Below are 20,435 nucleotides of genomic sequence, written 5' to 3'. Positions count from 1 at the left end.
CGGCAGGTCGGCACTGAATCCCCGTATCACGACAGAGTGAAAAGGTTTATGTGGCGTGGCTTGAACAGCAAATTAATTATATTTTGGGAAATTGCAGTCATCAGCAGCGATATGGCGATTAAAATCAGTAATTATCGAGCAACTGCTCAATCAAACGGGTCAGCCGATCCAGCGCGCCCCGGTTTTTGTCCACCAGCTCCCGCCCCGCCTCACCGACCCGGCTACGCTCACTGGCATCGCTCAACCACTGGGTGACCTGCTCCGCCAGGGCTTCGGCTGAAGCAACTTCAACTGCGGCCTGCTGCTGCATGAACAACGTCTTGATCTCATTGAAGTTGAACATGTGAGGACCGAACACCACCGCAACCCCCTGGGCGGCGGCCTCAAGGATATTGTGCCCGCCATGGGGCACCAGACTGCCACCGATAAAGGCCGCATCCGAGGCACCGATAAAGAGGGTCAGCTCTCCCATGGTATCGCCCAGGAAGACCCCGGTCTCTTCATCGCAGGCGGTTTGCTCGCTCCGCCTGACCAGCGAAAAGCCGGACTCCTCAACCAGCTGCGCCACCCGCTCAAAACGTTCCGGATGGCGCGGCACCACCACCAGCAGTGCATCACCGATATGCCGACGCACCTCCATGTGGGCCTGCAGCACCAGCTCATCCTCCCCCTCGTGGGTACTGGCGGCAATCCACACCGGCCGGGCGGCGCCCCACTCTCTGCGCAACACATCAGCCCGCTCCAGCAGACTGCCGGGCAGGTGGATGTCATATTTGATGCTGCCGATCACCTCCAGCTGCTCCGGCCGGGCGCCCAGGGTATGGAAGCGCTCCGCATCCGCCTCCGCATGGGGAGCGATCAGGGTCAGATTGCGCAGCGCCTGTCGGGTCAGTCCGGCCAGTTTGTGATAACCCCGGGCGGAACGGACCGACATGCGGGCATTCGCCAACAGGGTCGGGATCTTCTCCCGCTTGGCGTGGTAGATCAGATTGGGCCAGATCTCGGTCTCAACCAGGATCAGCAGCCTGGGTCGGTAGGCCTGCAGGTAGCGTTGCACCACCCAGGGCAGATCGACCGGCGCATAGCGATGGGACACATCGCTACCGAACAGGGCTTTGACCCGGTCGGCGCCGGTTGGGGTGGTGGTGGTGATCAGCAAAGGGTGATCCGGATAGCGGTCGAGCAAGCGGCCCACCAGGGGCGCAATCGCCTGTACCTCACCCACCGATACCGCATGGATCCAGATCCCCTCCTGGCCTTCCGGGGGATCGAAAACACCGAATCGTTCCAGCCAACGCTCCCGGTAGGCCGGCGCCTTACGCGCCCGCCAGAAGAGCCGCAACGGATAGATCGGCGCCAGCAGCATCAGCAGTAGTGTATAAAGGTATCGCATAACAACCAGCGCTCAAGACGTACAGACTAGCCCTCTTCCTCACGGTCGAACTGCTCGCTGAACTGGTGACGGCAGAGTTGATAATAGGCACCCTGCTGTTCGATCAGCTCTTGATGCCGGCCCGATTCAATCAACTCACCATCGTGCACCACCAGGATCTTATCCGCATGCTGAATGGTGGAGAGACGATGGGCGATCACCAGCGTGGTTCGCTCCCTGGTCAGGGCCTGCAGGGCAGCCTGTACATGCCTTTCCGACTCGGTATCCAGTGCCGAGGTGGCCTCGTCCAGCAACAGAATCGGTGCATCCTTGATCAGCGCCCGGGCGATGGCCAGCCGTTGACGCTGCCCGCCGGAGAGGCGAACACCATCCTCACCGATACGGGTATCGAAACCCTCCGGCAGGCGTTCGATGAACTCCAGGGCATGGGCGCTTCTGGCCGCTTCCCTGATCTGTTCCATGGTGGGTTCACCCTGAGCACCATAGGCGATGTTGGCCGCCACCGTATCGTCGAACAGTACCGACTCCTGCCCCACATAGGAGAGCTGCCGGCGCAGACTCAGCAGGCTGAGATCCTGGGTGTCGACCTCATCGATCAGAATACGCCCGCCGGTTGGGTTGTAGAAGCGGGGAATCAGGTTGGCGATGGTAGTCTTGCCACCGCCTGAGTGACCCACCAGCGCCACCGTGCTGCCCGGGGCAATCTCGAAACTGATCGGTTTGAGGGCATCCTTATCCATATTCGGATAGCGGAAGGAGACGGACTCGAAGGTCACCCGACCGGCAACCCGCTGCAGCTCCGACTTGCCGTCGTCGGCCTCCGCGGGCTCGTCGATCAGGCCGAATACGGTCTCAGCCGCAGCCAGCCCCTTCTGCAGCGGCTGGTTGATCCCGGTGAGTCGTTTCAAGGGTGAGAAGAGTAGCCCGATGGCCGCCATCAGTGAGACGAAACCACCGATGGTCAACTCCCCCAATACCGTGTCATGGGTACTCACATAGACCAGTGCTGCAATCATCGTCGCGCCGACGATCTCCACCAGGGGCATATGCGCGGAACCAGCCACCTTGCTCTTCATGTTGTAGCGGCGCACCCAGTTGGCCCGCTCCAGAAAGCGCTTCTGCTCATAGGGCCGGCCTTCGAAGATCTTGATCACCTTATGGCCCCGCACCGACTCCTCCAGCACCTGGGTCATCACCCCCATGGTGCTCTGCAGAGAGCGGTTGACCCGGCGCAGCCGCACCGCCAGCAGTCGCACGGTAATCACGATCACCGGCAGCGCCAGAAAGATCACCATGGTCAGCATCCAGTTCAGATAGAGCATGTAGGCCATCAGGCCGATCACCACGATGGTGTCTTTGACGATGGTGGTCAACACCTTGGTCGCCGCCATGGTCACCTGATTGACGTTATAGGTCACCTTGGAGATCAGGGTGCCGGTGGCATTGCTGTCGAAATAGGGGGTTCCCATGGTGAGAATCCGCTCGATCATCGAGCGGCGCAGATCCAGCACAACCTTGCCGGCAACCCACTCGAACGCCACACTGGTGACGAAGTTCATCACCCCGCGCACGGTGAACAGCAGAATCAGCAGGATCGGCGACCAGAAGATATAGTCCGGATCCTTCGCCACGAAGCTGCCGTCGAGCATCGGCTTCATCAGAATCGGGATCAGCGGTTCGGTCATCGCCAGAATGATCATCGCCGAGAGGGCGCCGCCGAATTGCTTCCAGTAGGGTTTTACCCGCTGCAGCAGCCGGAAATAGAGCTCCTTGCCCGACATACCGGAACCATCTGGTGTCTCACTGGCCATCGCGCATCGCCTCGACGATTCGACTGGTGGAGCGGCCGGGCAGAAAATCGAGTACCCGCACCTCCCCGCCGTTGTTGACCACACACTCATACCCGGCGATCTGCTCCGGTTTGTAGTCGCCACCCTTCACCAGCAGATCGGGTTTGACCGCACAGATCAGGGACTCCGGGGTATCCTCACTGAACGGCACCACCCAGTCCACCGAGGCGAGACCGGCCAGCACCGCCATCCGCTGCTCAAGCGGATTGATGGGTCGATCCTCACCTTTCAGGCGGCGCACAGAGTCATCGTCGTTGACCGCCACCACCAGCCGGTCGCCCAGCTGCTTGGCCTGCTGCAGATAGCGCACATGCCCCTCGTGGAGGATGTCGAAACAGCCGTTGGTCATGACAATCCGCTCCCCCAGCTGGCGTGCCGTTTCGCTCGCCTCGCAGAGACTCTCCCGGGTCTGGATGGTATGAAAGTCGAAATCCCCCTGACGGCTCAGCGCCCCCTTCAGCTCACCCAGGGTGACACTGCCGGCACCCAGCTTGCCCACCATCAGGCCGGCCGCCACATTCGCCAGACTGGCCGCCTCATGGATCGGCATGCCGGCCGCCATCCCCGCCCCCAGGACACCGATCACCGTATCGCCGGCACCGGTCACATCGTAGACTTCACGGGCCCGGGTGGGCAGATGCAGCGGCGGGGCATCTTTCTGAATCAGCAGCATACCCCGTTCACTCAGGGTCACCAGCAGGGCATCCAGATTCAATGTCTCGCGTAGCGCCATGCCCCGCTCATTCAGCGCCTGATCGGTCTCACAGTGACCGACCACCGCCTCGAACTCTTTCAGGTTGGGTGTCAGCAGGCTGGCATCCCGATATTTCTCAAAATCACTCCCCTTCGGATCCACCAGTACCGGCACCCCGGCGGCTCTGGCCACACGGATCAGCTCCTGGGGTTGCTGCAGTGTCCCCTTGGCGTAGTCGGAGAGAATCACCAGATCGCTGTCGGCCAGATGCTGTTGATAGTGGATCCCCATTTCCGCCAGATCCACCTGCCACATGGGCTGTTCGAAATCGAGCCGCAACAGCTGTTGATGCTGGCTGATCACCCGCAGTTTGGTGATAGTGGGCACAGACTCACTGACCTGCAGCAGACAGTCGACACCCGACTCGGTCAACCGTTCTGCCAGTCGCTCGCCGGCCTCATCCCGGCCGATCAGACCGCACAGTGCCACCCCGACCCCGAGGCTGGTCATATTCAACGCCACATTGGCCCCACCCCCGGGCCGTTCTTCGGTATCATGCACATGCACCACCGGTACCGGGGCTTCGGGTGAAATTTTGGCGGCCGCACCCTGCCAGTAGCGATCGAGCATCAGATCGCCCACCACCAGAACACGCGCCTTACTGAAGTCAGGAAGTTGAAATTGCATCAAATAGTTAACATAGATTGGAACAAGCCCTGTAGTTTAGGGGTGGCGACAGGTAGTAACAAGTTCTAAGCATGGCAAAAAGGCGTAAACACTCACTCTACTCCCCGATAAACTGGCCTGCCTGGATGGGACTCGGCCTGCTGTGGCTGATCAGTCAGTGGCTGCCCTACCGCATGGCCCTGCCCCTGGGTCGGGGCATCGGCCGAGTGGTATACCGCCTCTCACCCAAACGCCGGCATATCGCCAGGGTCAATCTGCAGATCTGTTTTGCCGACAAATCGGCGGATGAAATCGAGCGCCTGCTGAAGCAGCATTTCGCCTCCCTGGGTGTCGGTATGCTGATGATCGGTTTTGCCTGGTGGGCGAAGGACAGCAAGCTGCAGCCGTTGGTGGAGATCGAAGGGCTGGAACACCTGCAAAACAGCCTGGAACAGGGCAGAGGGGTGATTCTGCTCTCCGCCCACTTTACCGACCTTGAGATCACCGGGCGGCTGTTGAGCCTGTTTCAGCCCATCGCCGTGATGTATCGCCCACATGAAAACCCGGTCATCGAGTGGGCCTTCACCCGTAACCGGCAACAGCGCTTCGAGGCGGCCATCCCGAGAAACGAGATCCGCCAGGTGGTGCGCACCTTGAAAAAGAATCTGCCGGTCTGGTACGCCCCGGACCAGAGTTTCAAAGGCCCCAACAGCACCCTGGCACCCTTCTTCGGCGAACCGGCCGGCACCAATACCGCCACCTCCCGGCTGGCCAAGATCAGCAAGGCCGACACCATCCTCTTCTCCGGCTATCGCAAGGCGGACGAGAGTGGCTACAAACTGATCATCCACCCTCCTCTGGAGGATTTTCCCACAGAGGACCTGCCGGCAGATGCAGCCCGCATCAATGGCCTGATCGAGCAGGCTGTTGGCTATGCCCCGGAGCAGTATCTGTGGATCCACCGACGTTTCAAGAAACGCAAGGTTATTCCAGACCCCTATTAGTGCCTGTTACCACTTCATCATGGGCAGCGGATCAAAGGGGTGTTTCAAAAACCATCGACCGGCCCGCCTGGCCAGTGCCGCATGAAAACCCGCATTGGGAAAAGTCGCTTTGACCTCCTCTACCTGCGCCTTTGCAAGGCCGAAGCGGAACAGCCCGATTGAAAAATCGACCAGATCCCCTTGCCTGAAGCACTCCACCAGAAGCTGCGCCTGATCGTTATAGGGGCGGAGTTTATGGTGCTCGGTGATCATCAGCCTGATCTCTTCCGACCAGGCCTCAAGCCCACGGCTTTGCAGATACTCCAACATCGGCGGTAGTGATGGGGGAATATAGTCCACCGTATCCTCGATCCAGATCCCCAGATCGTGGAACGCCCCGGCAATCAGAATCTTCTGCCGGGCCTCTTCATCCCCATCGCTCAGCATCTGACAGAAGTGGACCATCCTGTAGACATGATTTCGATAGCCCTGATACTCCTCGCCGATCAGTGATTGCCATCCGCTGAGGATATCCTCAAGCAGACTAATTTCGGTTTCAATCCTCACCCTAGCTCCCCATCGGTCTCAGTTTCAGCCTGATGCAGTAACCGATCCAGCTGTTGACTGTCTTCCAGCTCCATCAGCAACCTGGATTTCTCTTGCTTCGCGATTTCAGACCAGTGCCTCTCCTCCAGCGCACCCACCATGGCGTAGAGAAAATTCAGGCTCGGCTTCTCTCCACCGGATTGCAACAACCTTTTGTAGGCACCAACCGCACCGATGGCCTCCAGTTGACGTCTGGTTCTGATACCCACCTCGTTGAGGGCCTGTTCAGACTTGGGTCCAAGCCCTTTGAGTTTGCTCAATTCCCCCATAGATCCAGCGAACAGGTCACTCAGCAGACTCAAGCGGCTGATAGTTTTCTGGCAAAAAACGGGGGGTGCAGATGGCATAAAAGATCAGATCCTCTGAGCTGGTATTGGTGATCCTCTGAGGGGTCATCGGCGGAATCGTGACCAGATCTCCCGGCTGAACGGTGGCTGCGGGTAGCTCACCGATCTCCACACGACCCGCCCCACTGACGATAAGGTATCGCTCCGCCGTTTCCGACAGGCGGTGCCAGCAGGTTGTCACACCCGGCTCAACCCTTGCTCTGGCGATGGAGCAATCAGGGTCATCAGCGCTATTGCTCAGCTCGATGATATGGCACCGCTCCTCAATATAGAACTCCCGGTCTGAATCCAGGTGCCTGATTTGTTGCATCATCTCAAATACTCAGTAGAGCTCGATTAGAAATAGGGGGTCAACACTTTCGCCACTGCCAGGGAGATGATCACCACCAGCCAGAAAATGGGAACAAATAACACCAACCTCACCAGTTTGTGCTGAACATTCTCCAAAAAGATCAAACCGGAAATCAGGCCTATGCCCATAAACGCCAGGCAAGCATAATTCAGAGGCGGCTTGACATAAAAGATCAGAATGGAAAACAGAATCCCAACTGCAAACAGAAATTGCAGAATCAATTGATAGTGTCTTGTTGAAATCGCGCCCATGATACATCCTTGTTTTACGCCCGGTCCAACGGAAATCCCTTTATCCAGCTCTCAACATATCCCCGACGATTGCCCAGTGTGATATTCATACATACAGGCCTGACCACCTTTGGTGGCATATTCATGCAGAGGTGAATCAAAATCCGCAATCAATTCAAACCCCAGTTTTTCATAGAAACCACTGGCTCCCATCCGGTTGGTCTCCACAATGATCTCCCGCACATTGCCGGACTTGCAGAACGATTCAAACCCGCACCACAGACTACTGCCGACACCCACGCCCTGATACTCTTCGGCCACCACAAACAAGACAATTTCACTTCTGCCCTGCCCGACAATGGCTGCCCTGTTCTTCTGGTGCTCTTGAATTGCCTGAATCAGGCTTTTCGTATCCTCCGGCCTGTCCCCCCTGACCGTCAAAAGTCGCCACAATATTTGCAGGGTGAACAACAGCTTGCCTTTTGGCTTACCTACATATTCATTATAGCCGAAAATGAATCCGACCAAGCGGCCGTCATCTTCGACAACCCTTCGATAATTACTGCTGACCAGAGAGCCCTTGGTATAGATAATCTTCGCCAGGGCCGACAGATCAGCGGGTTTAAAAATCTCATCGAAGCCCCAGGCCTGACTAACCAGCGCTTCACAAAATTCATAATCCGAATGCTTGTAAGGTCTTGTGATCATGTCCTTTATTTGGCCTGAACTGTTGTATTGGGGACGCCACTCATCTGCACTCAGGATTCCATTTTGGTCTCTCCTGCCCAAACCTGAACAGAGACGTTCCTAGGAGAATTCAGGCAAGCCCGGTCACACTCATAAGCTTAAGAAAATCGCTGACGGGTTACTGTAACCAATTGTATGAATGGTTAACTGATTTGTAACAATAGACTGACAGAAATACCCCTAGTCAATGGCCTTTCGCTTCGGAGATTGCGTGATGAACCACCGATACCAGATCGTCTAGGGGCAGAGGATCCTTATCCTTGAAATTGATACAACCCTTACCTGTCTTGATTTGCGGATATTTTGTTTTGAAGGCGTCGATGTGCGTGGCACTGCAGGTATAGAGAGAGATATAGTTTTTCTGATTGGCCAGCGCAACCCAACCTTCACCCAGTCGATAGGTTGGCATCTTATAGTGCATGTCAACGATCAGATCCGGATACTCACTCATTATCATCTGATGAAGAAGCATAAAACGTTGTTTACGCTCCTCAGGCAGATCAGCAATGTAACGATCGACAGTTTTCACCATCTTGTAACAGAAGCTCTTGAAAGAGTAAGTTTAAAACACCCAGGCTATCAATAACCAGTTCACTACAAAAAACAGAAAAAACCCAGGGATCATAAACTGGAGCTCTCCAATCAGACCGTCACCGGAAAAGAGTGCGAACAGCACCAGCAGAACAACTGAGACAAAAAAGGAGATCAGGGCAGAGTCCTTGACTCCCAAACCCGGACTCAGATGCATCCTGGCAAACTCTGTGAGTTCAGGCAGCATCAGCACCAGGACAACCCCAATCACCAACAACATGGCAATCAGGACAATCGCGATGGTTCTCGACTCCCGCTTATCCTTTTTGTCGGTCTCACCGATCATTGATCATCTTTCCTGGGACGGATAATCTCACTGATCCTATTTGGATCAGGCAGACCTTTCGCCACGATCTCCGGGCTATCGCCAGCAGTATAAATCTCAATCGCACCAACGCCGAAAATACGATCGAAAAAGGATTGTTTCACCTTGGTTGTTCTCACACTGCTGATATTGACCTCCGAGCGCTCTTTACTCAGGAGTCCCTTTTCATAGAGGATTTCAGTATCGTTAATGGTTAATTTGGAGGCTTTGTTTTGCAGATGCCAGACAAGCAGAATCACCAGGCCAACACCAAACACCGGTATCAGGATGATAGAAACAATAAACCCTATCGGATTGTTTTTGAACATGACAGGATGCTCTGAGTACAGCTCACTCATGATACAGCTCCTAGAACTTTAAAAATTTCAGACTGACCAACCTGTTTGTCGGCCCCGGCATTGTAATACACCACTGGAGAAACCGACAGGTCCCGGATCAGTTTTGAAGCTGTGACTATCGGATTGACGAATCGAACAGCGAAATTGAATCACGCCTAAACCTCAACCAATATTGAAAACAGCACAAGATCTGCCTGTTTTCACAAAAGAATGTTATTTTTTGTCAACTAGCTGTAATCGTTTTTCATGGATTGAGGCAGGATTGAACTCACAGCCACCAACCGCTCGATAGCGGATAAGGCCTTCGCTATCTAAAACATAGGTTATTGGTAACCCTTTGGCCTGCCAATCATAGAGTGATTCTACCTCCCTATCCAGCAGGATCGGTAAGCTTGGTGAAGGCTCCTTCTTCCCGAGTAAAGTAAACACCCGCTCATCGTCTATACCCACAGTCACAGCCAGGACCTCCACACCAGGCTGTTCAAAAATTGACGATCACGACTTTGCCAATCAATGCCGTCAGCTACACAAGCGACGAATAGCAAGCCTGGCGGCATGAGTGATATTTAATAAAGTGGCATCAGCTGATGAAATGAACACGATCTCTCCACCTATTATTTCTCACAACCCGAAACGACTCAGGTCTCAGCACTCTGATAAGGAGATCCTCTACCCGTCTCAAGGTACTCTTTCAAACTGCTGGCAAAGTAGAAGTTCCAGCCCTGCTCACATATCTCATAGCAGTCGAGTTCAGACACAAGACCCTCATGGATAAAATCAACCTGAGTAGCTCCATCAACCGCTTTCAGCGCCCACTTGAGTTTTGTTCCCTCCCACTCCTTCTCGATTGAGGCAGGCAAACCTTCATGGAGATGATGGGCTTCGATACAAAGCAGCTCAATCAGTCTGTTCTCAGACAATCGAACCACCTCCATTACCCAATAGGTTGAATCAAACCTGAAAGTGACTCGATCACCAACCTGAGTGATTACATTGCAATTCGTTGTCCACCACTGATCGATCTCTGCCGTAAGCGCCTGGAATGTAATTGCCGGTGTGGCGGTAACGACAATTTGACGAGCATAGCCGGGTATCAAGGCGTTAATCCTCATCGTGAAATTTATCATCAAGTCGACTCAAACATAGAACCTTACATTGAATGACTCTGCGCATGAATCTCCCGCCTCTGAAGTATAGATGATTCATGGATACGGGTAATGCCGCACTCCTCTACTCCATGCAGGGTACAAGTGACTTGCCCACACTCGTGCACAACAGTTTGTATTGATCTACGACATGTTGACACGGGGCCAATTGACCCTAGGGTGATTCAGTCACACCACCCAATGAGACAACCCTATCCTTAAGGTTAACTTTTCCGGCCTGAAATACACTTGCCACGATCCCGCCATGACCACGCATTGCGTTATAGCCTCCCTCACCCAAAACCATTTCCATCTTACTGCAGGGGTGACAAAGCCCTCTGAACTCGAGAATTGCTTCACCAACCTGAAAGCGTTTATCCTTCAGCGCCAGCAGATTGATACCCGACACCACAATATTTCGGCGTAACAGTTCAGGCAATAACGCTTTTCGGTGAAGACATCCTGCTATCACCAGTAGATGCTCATACTGTATCAGTGTCACTTGCCTGGCACTCTCGGCACGGCCTTTGAAACGGTCCCCGGTCAAGCCTGTCCCCACCTCGATCTTAACCGATTCAAGCGAGTGCATTGGTTCACCACGAGCAGGCCTCACACCTATCCACTCTACACAACCTATTTGTGGTAAGTGCATCATCAGCGTTTTTAGTGGCTTTTGCATAGACAACCGTTTTAAAGATCAACTGTCTGCATGCTCATCTCGTAACAGCCGAACTCCCAGTAGTTTCGCCCTGGACTGGAAGGGCCACGCCAACCCAACGCTCTCAGTTCCTTGGCAATATAGTGATTGAGAAAACCATGACCGACCAACAGCACGGCATGATGTTTCAACGCCAAATCAATCAACCTCTCTGCGGCCTCTTTTGCTCTCGACCTGGCTTTCCGGTATGACTCACTGTTTTTTGAAAACCCCAAAAACCACAGACTTCGCAAAACAATGGCCCATACTTCCAAGGGTAATTTTAGCGAAATTTCGTCAAAGTAAGGCAGGTTCATCTCACGAAAGAGTCGATCTGAAAAATCCACCTGATCCACGCCAAGCGCCTTTGCGGAATCAATGGATCGAGTCAAATCACTGCATACGAAACAGTGGTGATCCATTACCTGCTGAACAGATTCAGCCGGCGGTAAATCGTTGATAGTTGCACTATCATACTCCTTTTCCAGCCGTGCAAATTCACATCCTCTAACACTTCGTTGCCACACGAAATCAGGACTACCATGTCTTAGTAGCGTTATACGCATAACCAATAACCACCAGTTCTATAAACCTCATTCATCCCTGCATCGTAGGAACTCGATGATTCCGGAATTGTGGATTACTGCCGAATACCACCACCTGTCCATCGATCAACAAGCGAGCCTGATGCGCAGACTACCATAGCTCTCGCCTACAGAGAGCCTCCGCACAGCGCACTTTACCCTTAATGGTGCTGACAGTTCCCGGATTCAGTTCCAATACCATCCAGGCCTCCGGATAGTCGATCTGATAGGGAGGCGCAATGCCATGTCCAGCCCGGAAACCAACACGCTGATAATAGTTGGGATCACCAAGAACCAGCACGTAATCGGCCTGTAGTTTCCGTACGCTTTCAATACCCTCTCTGATCAGTGCCGTACCGATACCTGATTTCTGATATGCCTCACCTACAGCCAAAGGAGCCAGAATGACTCCCGAACAATTCAAAGCACCTTCTATGGTCGCAGGACTGAAGAGGATATGCCCCACAACCAGCCCCTCATCCGTAGCCACCAGTGAGATCAGCGGTCTCGCCGTTTCATCCTGAAACAGATCAGCAACCAGCCTGGCCACACTCTCGCCTTCTGTTTCACCAAACACCTGCTTATGCAGCTCAATGATTGCAGCTGCATCTTCATCCGTAGATGCTTTTATTATCACTCTTTTTCAGCCCACTCACGAATCTTGCGTTTGAGTTTTTTCTCGACCTTTTCGCCGATCTCGTCCCACTCACCATCTGGGTCCGTGGGGGCATCCTCGTCTGCCCACTCCTTTAACCTGCGCATCACTTTTTTCTCCACTTTGTCACCAATCTCATCCCACTCTTTATCACTGGCTGCCTCCTGTTTTGTCTTACAGCTGGCATGACAACCACCACCCCAGACCATAATCACACCAAGCAGGAATCCGAAATCGTACCACCCCCCACTGTTATCCAGTTCATAGACAACCACATTGTCATTGAATAGATGGATTACCAGACTGATCACCGAAATCACACCGTGCCAGAGCCCCCAGAAGAATCCCGCCGGATTCTCCACTGTGAACTGGGAGTCTCCCGCCGTACAGGATGCGAGTGTTACAGCCAACAGTAGAACTACAGAGTATCTTAATGGCGTATAGACCTGGTTCATTACAGCCCCCTTACCCTGCTGAATCACTAAAACTCAGTAACCACCAATTAACGTTCTGTTTTCTTTCGTTTATTTACCCTCCCGAGTGAAGGCCGAACATATTGCCTTCGGTATCAATTATGATCGAAACATAACCATACTCTCCAATAGACATCTTGGCCTGATGTATCTGCCCTCCGGCCTTTTCTGCACGTGACTCTTCTGTCGCACAGTCTTCACAGCCGAAATAGACCAACGTGCTGTTACCACCAGCAGAGAATCCCTCCATTTTCACCAGCGCACCGGTTGCGCCATAACGCTCCATATCTGAGGGAAATGACCACATCTCCACTCCTGACCCAGTTGGATCGACGAGTTTTTCCAGGGATATTCCCAACACCGTCTGGTAAAATTTTTTCGCTCGTTCCATATCGTCCACATAGATCTCAAACCAGGTTACCGGATTGTTTTCCATGACATTTCCTCTTGTTCTTTTGAAATGAGTAACAGTTTGATGCCTCTTCTGCTAAAAAGTGTAGACCAATTGAAATAGAGCCATTGGCCAGGATTTGCATCCATATGAATGAGGCAGGCGTGTTGACCCGGTTGTGGACTGGAACGTTAGAGTCTGAAAAAGACAGCACCATCAACGATAGCAAAGTCAGTGCCTCTCTTTAAATGAAATCCTTTTCCGAGCATCAGGTAGCCTTTTGCCTCGACCGGCAATCCCTTCTTGTCACCAACCAGCATCCCGCTATCAATCGTCCGATACTCGACAAATTCGTTTGAAAAGACTCTCCCCGCCCTTGGTGAAGGATCATGTATCACCAGGTGTTCGTTATCTGCTCCAACCAAGGTCACCCAATGACCACCAATTCGCCGATACTGATCCCGCGCCTTCTCATATCGATACCACCCGACATTCAACCAGGCAGCAGACCGGCTGGATATGGCGTTTTTCAGTTTGGTTATTTCGGGACGAACTATCCCTGTCGAATATTTCGCAGGGTGTTTTCTCCAACCTTGATATTCAAGCTTTGAATAACCACCGAACAACTCTTTAGCGATTCTGTTGACACCTCGGAGCACCCCAGTGGTTCCAGTGCCATTTTTCAGACTGGTATTCATATACTCAGAAGAGGCAAGCAACGCGATCAAATCAATCTGCTCCTGAGTATTGCCACTCAAAAGAACAATTGAGTTTGACACAGCGACCGGAGCACAAAACTGCTGTCCGTTACCACTACCGGAAAAGGCAACATCTGTTTGGGTAAAATCGGGAATTTGATTGATATAGGCAAGATCAGCCAGACATGCCAGCGGATAACAATACAACAATATGACCCAGCAGAGTATCTTCATCTTGTTTGCTTGCTGTTACAGCCTGTTAACACTAATCCAATAGCCCCTGATACACAGAATAACCGGCGAAGTGAGAGATAAATCAGTCTTAGATAGGATTGATTGATATAAACTTCATACAGATTCCATTTATTAAAAGTCAACATCCGGTCTTTTTCCAAATCAAGATTATCTATTGATATTGATATCACGCTCCCGAACAAACTCACTTATTGCACTACCATCTTACTCCCCTCCACAACCGCCATCTCCATCACCAAACCCATCCCCAAAACCACCACCACTGCCTCCATCAGCCCGCCGACCGAATCCTGCTTTTAGAACCAACCAGAACCCAAATGCAATGAATGAGAAAAAGAGTGAAATTGGTGCCACAACGCTTCTGAACAGACCATCTGACGACAAATCAATGAAGTACCATGAAATCAGAAAAGAAAGGACTATTGCAATCAGACTCTTCATACACCATCCACGCTATCAATGATGACTGACCACCAGACTCAGCCACTGAATCCAGGCTTGGTAATTCTGAATTCCAGTGTTAAAAACAGTTCATTCACGCCAACAGGCGTAAGGCCAGATCATCTTAGTATCCACAGGCCAAACTTCACCACCTTCAAGGGTGTAAGCGATAGATACACCCTTCCGGTCTTTCGTTAGCGCTTTCATAGAATCAGAGTCCACCGGCATGCTGTTTCGATAAAGCGCATTAGGATCCATCCAATACCCATCTACGGGTATCAAGACGCTGCCAGTATCATAATATTCCGAACGAACCGAATAGAGGATATCGAAATGGAGAGCCGGCCGGCGCGATCTGCCCCGGCAAGGTCTGTTTTTGAGCTCGCAACCGAGCACTCCCGTATTACCTGTCTCGCCCAGGACATCGCCCATCGCTATAGCTTGACCAATTGTCAACCTTGGCAGGGAATCAAAATGCGTATAACGTGAATAGAGATAGAGAGGCAAACCGCTCTGCTCGGGCGTGTGTCTGAGCACAACCTCGATACCGCGTGGATTGCTCCTGTGCGCATCATAAATCGCGATAACTTCACCACTCATCACAGCCAGAATCGGTGTACCAAAGGGCGCTGGCAGATCAATACCACCGTGATAAGCCTGTTTCGGTCTCTTATGGGAGTAGTCCATGGCATAGGTCTCATCGATACCACGGCAGGCTGTACCTTTCGGCCAGACGGGATAGAGGCCTGTAGCAATCAGGCCTTTCTCTTTAAGGTCCTGGGGATCATCAAATTTCGACCTTCTTATCGCGCTGATTGTTTTATTGTCGGGCAGACTCCCGGGATTCACACCCTCAACAGCCTCACCAAAAAAACGCTTCAACTCATTCACATCGAGATAGTTATCACCATCAATATCGATGCGCTTGAAGAGTCGTTTTTTTCGCCACTCTTCATAACTGAGACGATTATCCCCGTTCCGATCCATTTTTTTCAACGCGCCGGCAGCAGACTTAGCCTCTGCAACCAGAGTTGTAAGGGAGAGGGCTGTCAGCAGAAGCATTGAGATCCAAGAATTTGTTTGTGTAGCGATCATTTTCATCTTTATAAATTTGCTCGGGGTGTATTGCGACAGGTGCCTATTTTTCACAATCAGCGTAAGCAGAAGCGTTGGCTGCAGGACAAACAGGATATCAGCGGCGCTTGAATCGAACCGGTATAGCCTCTTGCCATCGATCACGACTCCATACACCTACAGCAAAATCAGCTGCCTTCCCTGCAATCCAGAGCAACAACCATTCAACTTCAGGCACCAGCAAAAACCTTGGCGAATTCACAATCCACAGATCCATCCTAGGGCCTGTTAACACTAATCCAATAGATCCTTGAACTCAAAACATCCATCTCAACGTCCCCTAAGCAGCTTCGAATAAAGCTCCAGATAAGCCTGCATGATCGGCTCTTTGGCAAACTCCTGCCGGGCGCGCTGCAACCCCCTGTCCGCCATCGATCTACGCAAACCCTCATCCTTCAATGCCTGTTCCAAATAGGTTGCCAGTGAGGTTGAATTTTCACATTCGAACAGCAGACCATCCTGACCATGCTGCATAACCTCTCTCGCCCCCATTGAGGCGGAGGTGACAAGGGGTTTGTTGTAACCCCAGGCCTCTATGATGACATTGCCGAAAGGCTCCGCGTTGGTGGAAGGAAAAACAATCAGATCGGCCAATCGATAGTAGGCGTCGGGATTGAGTTGCCAACCTGTCCAGACGATACGTCGATTGATATTGAGCTGTTCTGCCTGCTGATGCAGATCCTGTTTGAGTGGACCATCGCCCAGAATCACTTGCCAGACAGGTCGACCAGCGATCGCCTCTGGCAGTCTGGCCAGAGCATCGAGCAGATAGCGATGACCTTTGAAGGGGACAAATCTACCCGGGGTCATCAATACCCAGGCATCCTCAGGTATGCCCAGTTCAGCTTTCAGGCCTGCCGGGGCTGCTCCCGGTTCAGGCAGTTCAGCGAAATTATAAATGTGGAACACCCGTTGACTGGAAAATCCGGCATCGATCAGATAGTCGCAAATTCCCTTGGTGTTACCGATCCAGGCATCGGCATGGCGGTAACCGTCCACTTTGTAGTAACCACCCAAACGGGCGATATGCACAGCACCACTCTGTTTCGGTAGATGGGTGAGCCGGGTGGCTCTACCCATGTAGGTCTGCACGATCTGTGGCTGGCGCTGTTTGATCAACTGTTTCACTTCGTGTTTCGACAGCGGATCCCAAACAGTGCGCATCCCCAAGGGATGACAACTCAGGCTGGCCCAGTGGTTCCCATCCAGCTCACTGCCTCTGCGCACACAGATCTCTGTGGGATGGCCGAGCTTGTCCAGCTCCAGAGAGAAGCGCTGGAACCAACGCTCTGCCCCACCGAAGGATTTGCTGCCGATGATCTGTAGGCTTTTGATCTCGCTCATGTGGCGTTATCTGTGTTGAGCAAGCCCTGGTAGACGGCCAGATTACCTTCCACCATCTGTTCCACCGAGAAACTTCTGCGCATCTTCTCTCTCCCCGACTCACCCATCTCCCGGCGCAGGGACTCATTGCCCAGCAGTTGCTCCACCGCATCCCCCAGGACTTCCACACTGCCACCGGGAACCAGGCGGCCATTGACACCATCCTCGACCACTTCAGGCATACCACCGGCATCCACCGCCACGATCGGTAACCCGGCACTGGCCGCTTGCAACAAAGAGATTCCCAGCCCTTCCATCAGCGCCGGATGTACCAGCAGATCGAGACAGGGGTAGATCTCTGCCAGATCCTGGCGGAATCCGGCCAACTGTACATGGGATTGCAGGCCACGCCGCACGATCTCATCCCTCAGCTCCTCCTGCAGCGGCCCTTTGCCGAAAATCAACCAGCGAAGATTGGGGTAGCGCTGTATCAGTCTGGGCATCGCCTGCATCAGAAAGCGATGACCCTTGCGACTGATCAACTGAGCGACGGTGGCCATCACCAGGGTATCTTCGGGCAGATTGAATTCCGCTCTGAACCAGCTTTTGTCACAGGACTTCTGATAGGCCTCCACATCCACCGCACTGCGTACACAGGCCAATTTCTCCGCGGCCACCCCCTCTTCGAGCAGCACATCGGCGATCCCCTGGGAGATGGCGATCACCCGGTCGTAAAGCGCGTATTTCAACCTCACCACAGCGGGGGGTTCCGGGTTGTCCACCCGTCGGGAGAGCACGGTTCTGATACCGCTCCAGCGGCCTGCAATACCACCCAGCAGATCGGCACCCCGGCGACTGTGCAGATGCAACAGATCAGGCTCAACCTGACGAATGATCCGGCGCATTCGCCAGATAAATCCAAGATCGAGATCACCCCGCATCGGCACTTCGTAAACCTCAGCCACACTCTCTTTCACTGTACGGCCGATAGCACTGCCGATCGGACAGACCAGATGTGACTCCACCCCATGCTGCTGTAGACCGGCGAGCAGATAGCTGACCTGTTTGGCGCCGCCGTATAGGTGCTGACCTGTCTCCACATGCAGAATTTTCACTGACCGCCTCCGTTGAAACCGGGCAGACGGTCGGCCCGCGCCACGATCTCCGCTGCTGTAATCTCAGCCATGCAATCGAACGAACCATGGCAGGTCGGTTTACGTTTGCAGGGGGAACAGCGGCGGGGATGGTAGATCACTTGCGCGTTCTCATGGGTTGTATCCAGATAGGGTCGGGTGGAACCGAACAGACAGAGGGTCGGCCGGCTCATGGCGATGCCGATGTGCGTCAGACCCGTATCGACACCCACAACCAGTGAGCCTCTGGCAATCACCGCCGCCGCCTGTCGAAGAGTGGTCTCCCCCACCAGATTGATCAATCCCTCGTCTGAGGCTTTGATCTCCGCTGCCGGCTGACGATCTCCCGGACCACCAAGCATCACCACCGGCAATTGCCAGTTCTGCGCTACCTGTTCTAACAACGCTTGCCATGAAGCATTGAACCAGTGTTTCTGTGGCCGGGTGGTAAAGGGACAGATTACCACGAATCCCCGCTTCAGCTGATGCTTTTCGATGAGCTGATCCGCAGAGACCCGATCCTCATCGGAGAGCCCCACATGCATCTCGAACCGATCCACAGGCAGACCCAGCTGCTCTGCCAGATAGAGATACTCGGAACCGATCCGTCTCGGCTCACCCCCCTTCTCCACCGTGGCGGTCATCAGATACTGACTGCCCTCTCTGGAACCCAACCCAATCCGTTGAGCAGCACCGGAGAACCAGGTCAGCAGACCGCTTTTCAACAACCCCTGGACATCCAGGGCCAGCTCGAAGTCCCGCTCCCGTAATGAACGGCGGAAGCTTGCCACCTCCCGCCAGAGGGTCAGCCAGCGGCGCTCTTTCCACAGGGTCTGCCATCTGGCTCTGGGCCAGATCACCACTTCATCCAGCTCCGGATGGTGTTCCAACAGGGCTTTTGATTCCGGCTGCACCAGCCAGCTTATGCGGGCCGCAGGATAGCGTTGTCGCAGGGCGTGGATCAGTGGCGAGGCGAACACGATATCCCCAATCGCACTGAGGCGCACGATCAGAATCGACGGATTGTCATGCTCAGGGATTTTCACATTGGATCCGATGTTGGTTGTTCGTCGACTTCATGGAGCTCTGAGTCTGGCGCGGATTTAATTACAACCGGATATATTACAAGCAGCTTGGGGATTATGTTAGTGTTAACCCTTAATGGAAGTCCTGATTAATCTCTCATTCCGATGAAAACCGGTTTCCCTGTGGATGAATAGCTCGATTCAGACATCTGCCGGGATGAGGATGAATCAATCAGCGCTTCCTTATTTTTATAAATTACATCAATGCTGAACACTGACATACCTGATCTGATCTATCTGGGCCGCAGTCGGCTGCACCGTAACCGTGCCAATCTGATCCAGACCCTGCATACAGTGGCGGCACTGACTGATCTGGGTATCGACACCCGACTCTATCTTCCCCCCTGGCATCGGCCGGTGACCCCGCAGCAACGCTGCGATGAGATGGGCATCACCAGCAAGATCGATGTCCGTGCCAGCCAGTGGCTGCATCGGCGCTGGCCTTTGTCCCTGTTTCCCCGTCTGCATAAACGCATGCTCAGCCGGGCGAAAGCGGTCTATGTGCGCTCTCCCGAATTGAGTCTCGGACTCGCCTCCCAGGGGATCAGACACCATTTCGAGGTGCACACCCTGCAGCCGATGATACAACGAAATCAGCTGTCACAAGTGATCGAGCTGCATCGTCAGGGGATAATCGATCAACTGTTGCCGATCAGCCGCAGTGCGGCAGAGGCGCTGATCGAGGCGGGCGCGGATCCACAGCGGATCCACGTCAGCCCCTCCGGGGTTGAGCTTGAGGCTTTTCAAAGGCAGCCGGAACTCGACAGCCGGGGTCTGGCCAACCCGAGGATCGTCTATCTTGGGCGGATCAGCCGGGACCGGGGGCTGGACATTCTGACCCGACTTGCCCAGGCCAACCTGGGGCAGGTGCTGCTGGTTGGCGACTGCGATGATCCGGTACCCGACCACCCGGCACTGCAGCACCGACCCAGTGTACCCCACCGGGAAGTGGCCAAGCTCTACGGCGAGAGCGAACTGGTGGTGCTACCCTACCAGGCGGATCTGAGCCATGCGGACGGGATCAGCCCAATGAAGCTGTTCGAAGCGATGGCGGCGGGACGGCCGATCATTGCCAGTGATATTCCGCCGTTGCGGGAGATTCTTCAGCCTGGACATAATGCCCTGCTGGCCGATCCGGCCGATCCGGATGCCTGGGTGCAACAGGTGGCGGAATTGAGAGATAATCCGCAGCTGGCCAAGCGAATCGCTCTGCAGGCGCGTGAAGATGTGGCTGCCTACAGTTGGCCGAACCGGGCGGCAGGCATTGCCAGAGCCATCGGTCTCCTATGATATCATTAG

General features: G+C 53.7%; 26 protein-coding genes. 2 read left to right on the top strand and 24 right to left on the bottom strand.

Annotated features, from left to right (window positions below; all coding sequences use genetic code 11):
* Positions 1-124: 124 nt before the first annotated feature.
* From waaA to hldE, 3 genes are read right to left on the bottom strand one after another with little or no spacing between them, the layout of a single operon-like run.
* Positions 125-1,393, bottom strand: coding sequence for a lipid IV(A) 3-deoxy-D-manno-octulosonic acid transferase (waaA, locus tag A3193_RS17475; RefSeq protein WP_069002979.1), 1,269 nt, complete (start codon positions 1,391-1,393; stop codon positions 125-127).
* 26 nt (positions 1,394-1,419) lie between these two features.
* A complete protein-coding gene (gene msbA / locus A3193_RS17470; protein WP_235615031.1) occupies positions 1,420-3,204 on the bottom strand; it encodes a lipid A export permease/ATP-binding protein MsbA in 1,785 nt (594 codons plus the stop codon).
* The gene (hldE, locus tag A3193_RS17465) at positions 3,194-4,624 is read right to left on the bottom strand and encodes a bifunctional D-glycero-beta-D-manno-heptose-7-phosphate kinase/D-glycero-beta-D-manno-heptose 1-phosphate adenylyltransferase HldE (RefSeq protein ID WP_069002980.1); all 1,431 of its coding nucleotides are present in this window, start codon (positions 4,622-4,624) and stop codon (positions 3,194-3,196) included. Before hldE ends, msbA begins: the two co-directional genes overlap by 11 nt.
* A 71-nt stretch (positions 4,625-4,695) precedes the next feature.
* Here hldE and lpxL point away from each other — a divergent pair, with 71 nt between their 5' ends.
* The gene (gene lpxL / locus A3193_RS17460) at positions 4,696-5,607 is read left to right on the top strand and encodes an LpxL/LpxP family Kdo(2)-lipid IV(A) lauroyl/palmitoleoyl acyltransferase (protein WP_069002981.1); all 912 of its coding nucleotides are present in this window, start codon (positions 4,696-4,698) and stop codon (positions 5,605-5,607) included.
* 6 nt (positions 5,608-5,613) lie between these two features.
* On the opposite strand, the gene A3193_RS17455 is transcribed toward lpxL, so the two are convergent.
* The 21 genes from A3193_RS17455 to A3193_RS17360 all read right to left on the bottom strand — a co-directional run bounded on the left by A3193_RS17455 (position 5,614) and on the right by A3193_RS17360 (position 19,097).
* On the bottom strand, positions 5,614-6,153 hold the full coding sequence (locus tag A3193_RS17455) for an HD domain-containing protein (protein WP_069015384.1): 540 nt from the start codon (positions 6,151-6,153) through the stop codon (positions 5,614-5,616).
* A complete protein-coding gene (locus tag A3193_RS17450; RefSeq protein WP_305782048.1) occupies positions 6,150-6,452 on the bottom strand; it encodes a TfoX/Sxy family protein in 303 nt (100 codons plus the stop codon). The genes A3193_RS17455 and A3193_RS17450 overlap by 4 nt, the downstream gene beginning before the upstream one ends.
* A gap of 25 nt (positions 6,453-6,477) precedes the next feature.
* Positions 6,478-6,852 carry a cupin domain-containing protein gene (locus A3193_RS17445; protein ID WP_069002984.1) on the bottom strand — a complete coding sequence of 125 codons (375 nt, stop codon included), beginning with the start codon at positions 6,850-6,852 and terminating at the stop codon, positions 6,478-6,480.
* Between the two features lie 23 nt (positions 6,853-6,875).
* Positions 6,876-7,142, bottom strand: a complete 267-nt coding sequence (locus tag A3193_RS17440; RefSeq protein ID WP_069002985.1) for a hypothetical protein — start codon at positions 7,140-7,142, stop codon at positions 6,876-6,878.
* Positions 7,143-7,193: 51 nt separating this feature from the next.
* The gene (locus tag A3193_RS17435) at positions 7,194-7,829 is read right to left on the bottom strand and encodes a GNAT family N-acetyltransferase (RefSeq protein WP_069002986.1); all 636 of its coding nucleotides are present in this window, start codon (positions 7,827-7,829) and stop codon (positions 7,194-7,196) included.
* Between the two features lie 223 nt (positions 7,830-8,052).
* Positions 8,053-8,400 carry an iron chaperone gene (locus A3193_RS17430; protein ID WP_069002987.1) on the bottom strand — a complete coding sequence of 116 codons (348 nt, stop codon included), beginning with the start codon at positions 8,398-8,400 and terminating at the stop codon, positions 8,053-8,055.
* Between the two features lie 30 nt (positions 8,401-8,430).
* Positions 8,431-8,745, bottom strand: a complete 315-nt coding sequence (locus tag A3193_RS17425) for a hypothetical protein (RefSeq protein WP_069002988.1) — start codon at positions 8,743-8,745, stop codon at positions 8,431-8,433.
* Positions 8,742-9,122: a PH domain-containing protein gene (locus A3193_RS17420; RefSeq protein ID WP_069002989.1), complete on the bottom strand. Its 381-nt coding sequence runs from the start codon at positions 9,120-9,122 to the stop codon at positions 8,742-8,744. Before A3193_RS17420 ends, A3193_RS17425 begins: the two co-directional genes overlap by 4 nt.
* A 213-nt stretch (positions 9,123-9,335) precedes the next feature.
* Complete coding sequence (locus tag A3193_RS17415) at positions 9,336-9,578, bottom strand: TlpA family protein disulfide reductase (RefSeq protein WP_141694800.1); 243 nt, start codon at positions 9,576-9,578, stop codon at positions 9,336-9,338.
* Between the two features lie 182 nt (positions 9,579-9,760).
* On the bottom strand, positions 9,761-10,234 hold the full coding sequence (locus A3193_RS17410) for an SRPBCC family protein (RefSeq protein WP_162272445.1): 474 nt from the start codon (positions 10,232-10,234) through the stop codon (positions 9,761-9,763).
* A 208-nt stretch (positions 10,235-10,442) separates the two neighbouring features.
* The gene (locus A3193_RS17405; protein ID WP_305782047.1) at positions 10,443-10,856 is read right to left on the bottom strand and encodes an MOSC domain-containing protein; all 414 of its coding nucleotides are present in this window, start codon (positions 10,854-10,856) and stop codon (positions 10,443-10,445) included.
* A gap of 101 nt (positions 10,857-10,957) precedes the next feature.
* A complete protein-coding gene (locus A3193_RS17400; RefSeq protein ID WP_069015380.1) occupies positions 10,958-11,530 on the bottom strand; it encodes a histidine phosphatase family protein in 573 nt (190 codons plus the stop codon).
* 130 nt (positions 11,531-11,660) lie between these two features.
* Entirely contained in the window at positions 11,661-12,185 is a 525-nt protein-coding gene (locus A3193_RS17395; protein ID WP_069002993.1) for a GNAT family N-acetyltransferase, read from the bottom strand.
* Positions 12,182-12,658, bottom strand: coding sequence for a hypothetical protein (locus A3193_RS20715; protein WP_069002994.1), 477 nt, complete (start codon positions 12,656-12,658; stop codon positions 12,182-12,184). Before A3193_RS20715 ends, A3193_RS17395 begins: the two co-directional genes overlap by 4 nt.
* A gap of 73 nt (positions 12,659-12,731) precedes the next feature.
* Positions 12,732-13,112: a VOC family protein gene (locus A3193_RS17385; RefSeq protein WP_069002995.1), complete on the bottom strand. Its 381-nt coding sequence runs from the start codon at positions 13,110-13,112 to the stop codon at positions 12,732-12,734.
* A 146-nt stretch (positions 13,113-13,258) separates the two neighbouring features.
* Positions 13,259-13,999: a cysteine peptidase family C39 domain-containing protein gene (locus tag A3193_RS17380; protein WP_069015379.1), complete on the bottom strand. Its 741-nt coding sequence runs from the start codon at positions 13,997-13,999 to the stop codon at positions 13,259-13,261.
* Between the two features lie 225 nt (positions 14,000-14,224).
* Complete coding sequence (locus tag A3193_RS20175; RefSeq protein ID WP_071932349.1) at positions 14,225-14,461, bottom strand: hypothetical protein; 237 nt, start codon at positions 14,459-14,461, stop codon at positions 14,225-14,227.
* 90 nt (positions 14,462-14,551) lie between these two features.
* Positions 14,552-15,700, bottom strand: coding sequence for a peptidoglycan DD-metalloendopeptidase family protein (locus tag A3193_RS17375; protein ID WP_141694799.1), 1,149 nt, complete (start codon positions 15,698-15,700; stop codon positions 14,552-14,554).
* Positions 15,701-15,865: 165 nt separating this feature from the next.
* Positions 15,866-16,939 carry a glycosyltransferase gene (locus A3193_RS17370; protein WP_069015377.1) on the bottom strand — a complete coding sequence of 358 codons (1,074 nt, stop codon included), beginning with the start codon at positions 16,937-16,939 and terminating at the stop codon, positions 15,866-15,868.
* Positions 16,936-18,033 (bottom strand): glycosyltransferase, encoded by a 1,098-nt coding sequence (locus A3193_RS17365; protein ID WP_069002999.1) that lies wholly within the window; start codon positions 18,031-18,033, stop codon positions 16,936-16,938. Before A3193_RS17365 ends, A3193_RS17370 begins: the two co-directional genes overlap by 4 nt.
* A complete protein-coding gene (locus A3193_RS17360; protein WP_235615029.1) occupies positions 18,030-19,097 on the bottom strand; it encodes a glycosyltransferase family 9 protein in 1,068 nt (355 codons plus the stop codon). Before A3193_RS17360 ends, A3193_RS17365 begins: the two co-directional genes overlap by 4 nt.
* A 243-nt stretch (positions 19,098-19,340) precedes the next feature.
* Between A3193_RS17360 and A3193_RS17355 the strand changes: the two genes are divergently transcribed.
* The gene (locus tag A3193_RS17355) at positions 19,341-20,426 is read left to right on the top strand and encodes a glycosyltransferase (protein ID WP_069015376.1); all 1,086 of its coding nucleotides are present in this window, start codon (positions 19,341-19,343) and stop codon (positions 20,424-20,426) included.
* Positions 20,427-20,435: the final 9 nt, after the last annotated feature.

Source organism: Candidatus Thiodiazotropha endoloripes (genome assembly GCF_001708965.1).
Taxonomy (GTDB): domain Bacteria; phylum Pseudomonadota; class Gammaproteobacteria; order Chromatiales; family Chromatiaceae; genus Thiodiazotropha; species Thiodiazotropha endoloripes.
This window is presented reverse-complemented; position numbering and strand designations above follow the sequence as displayed.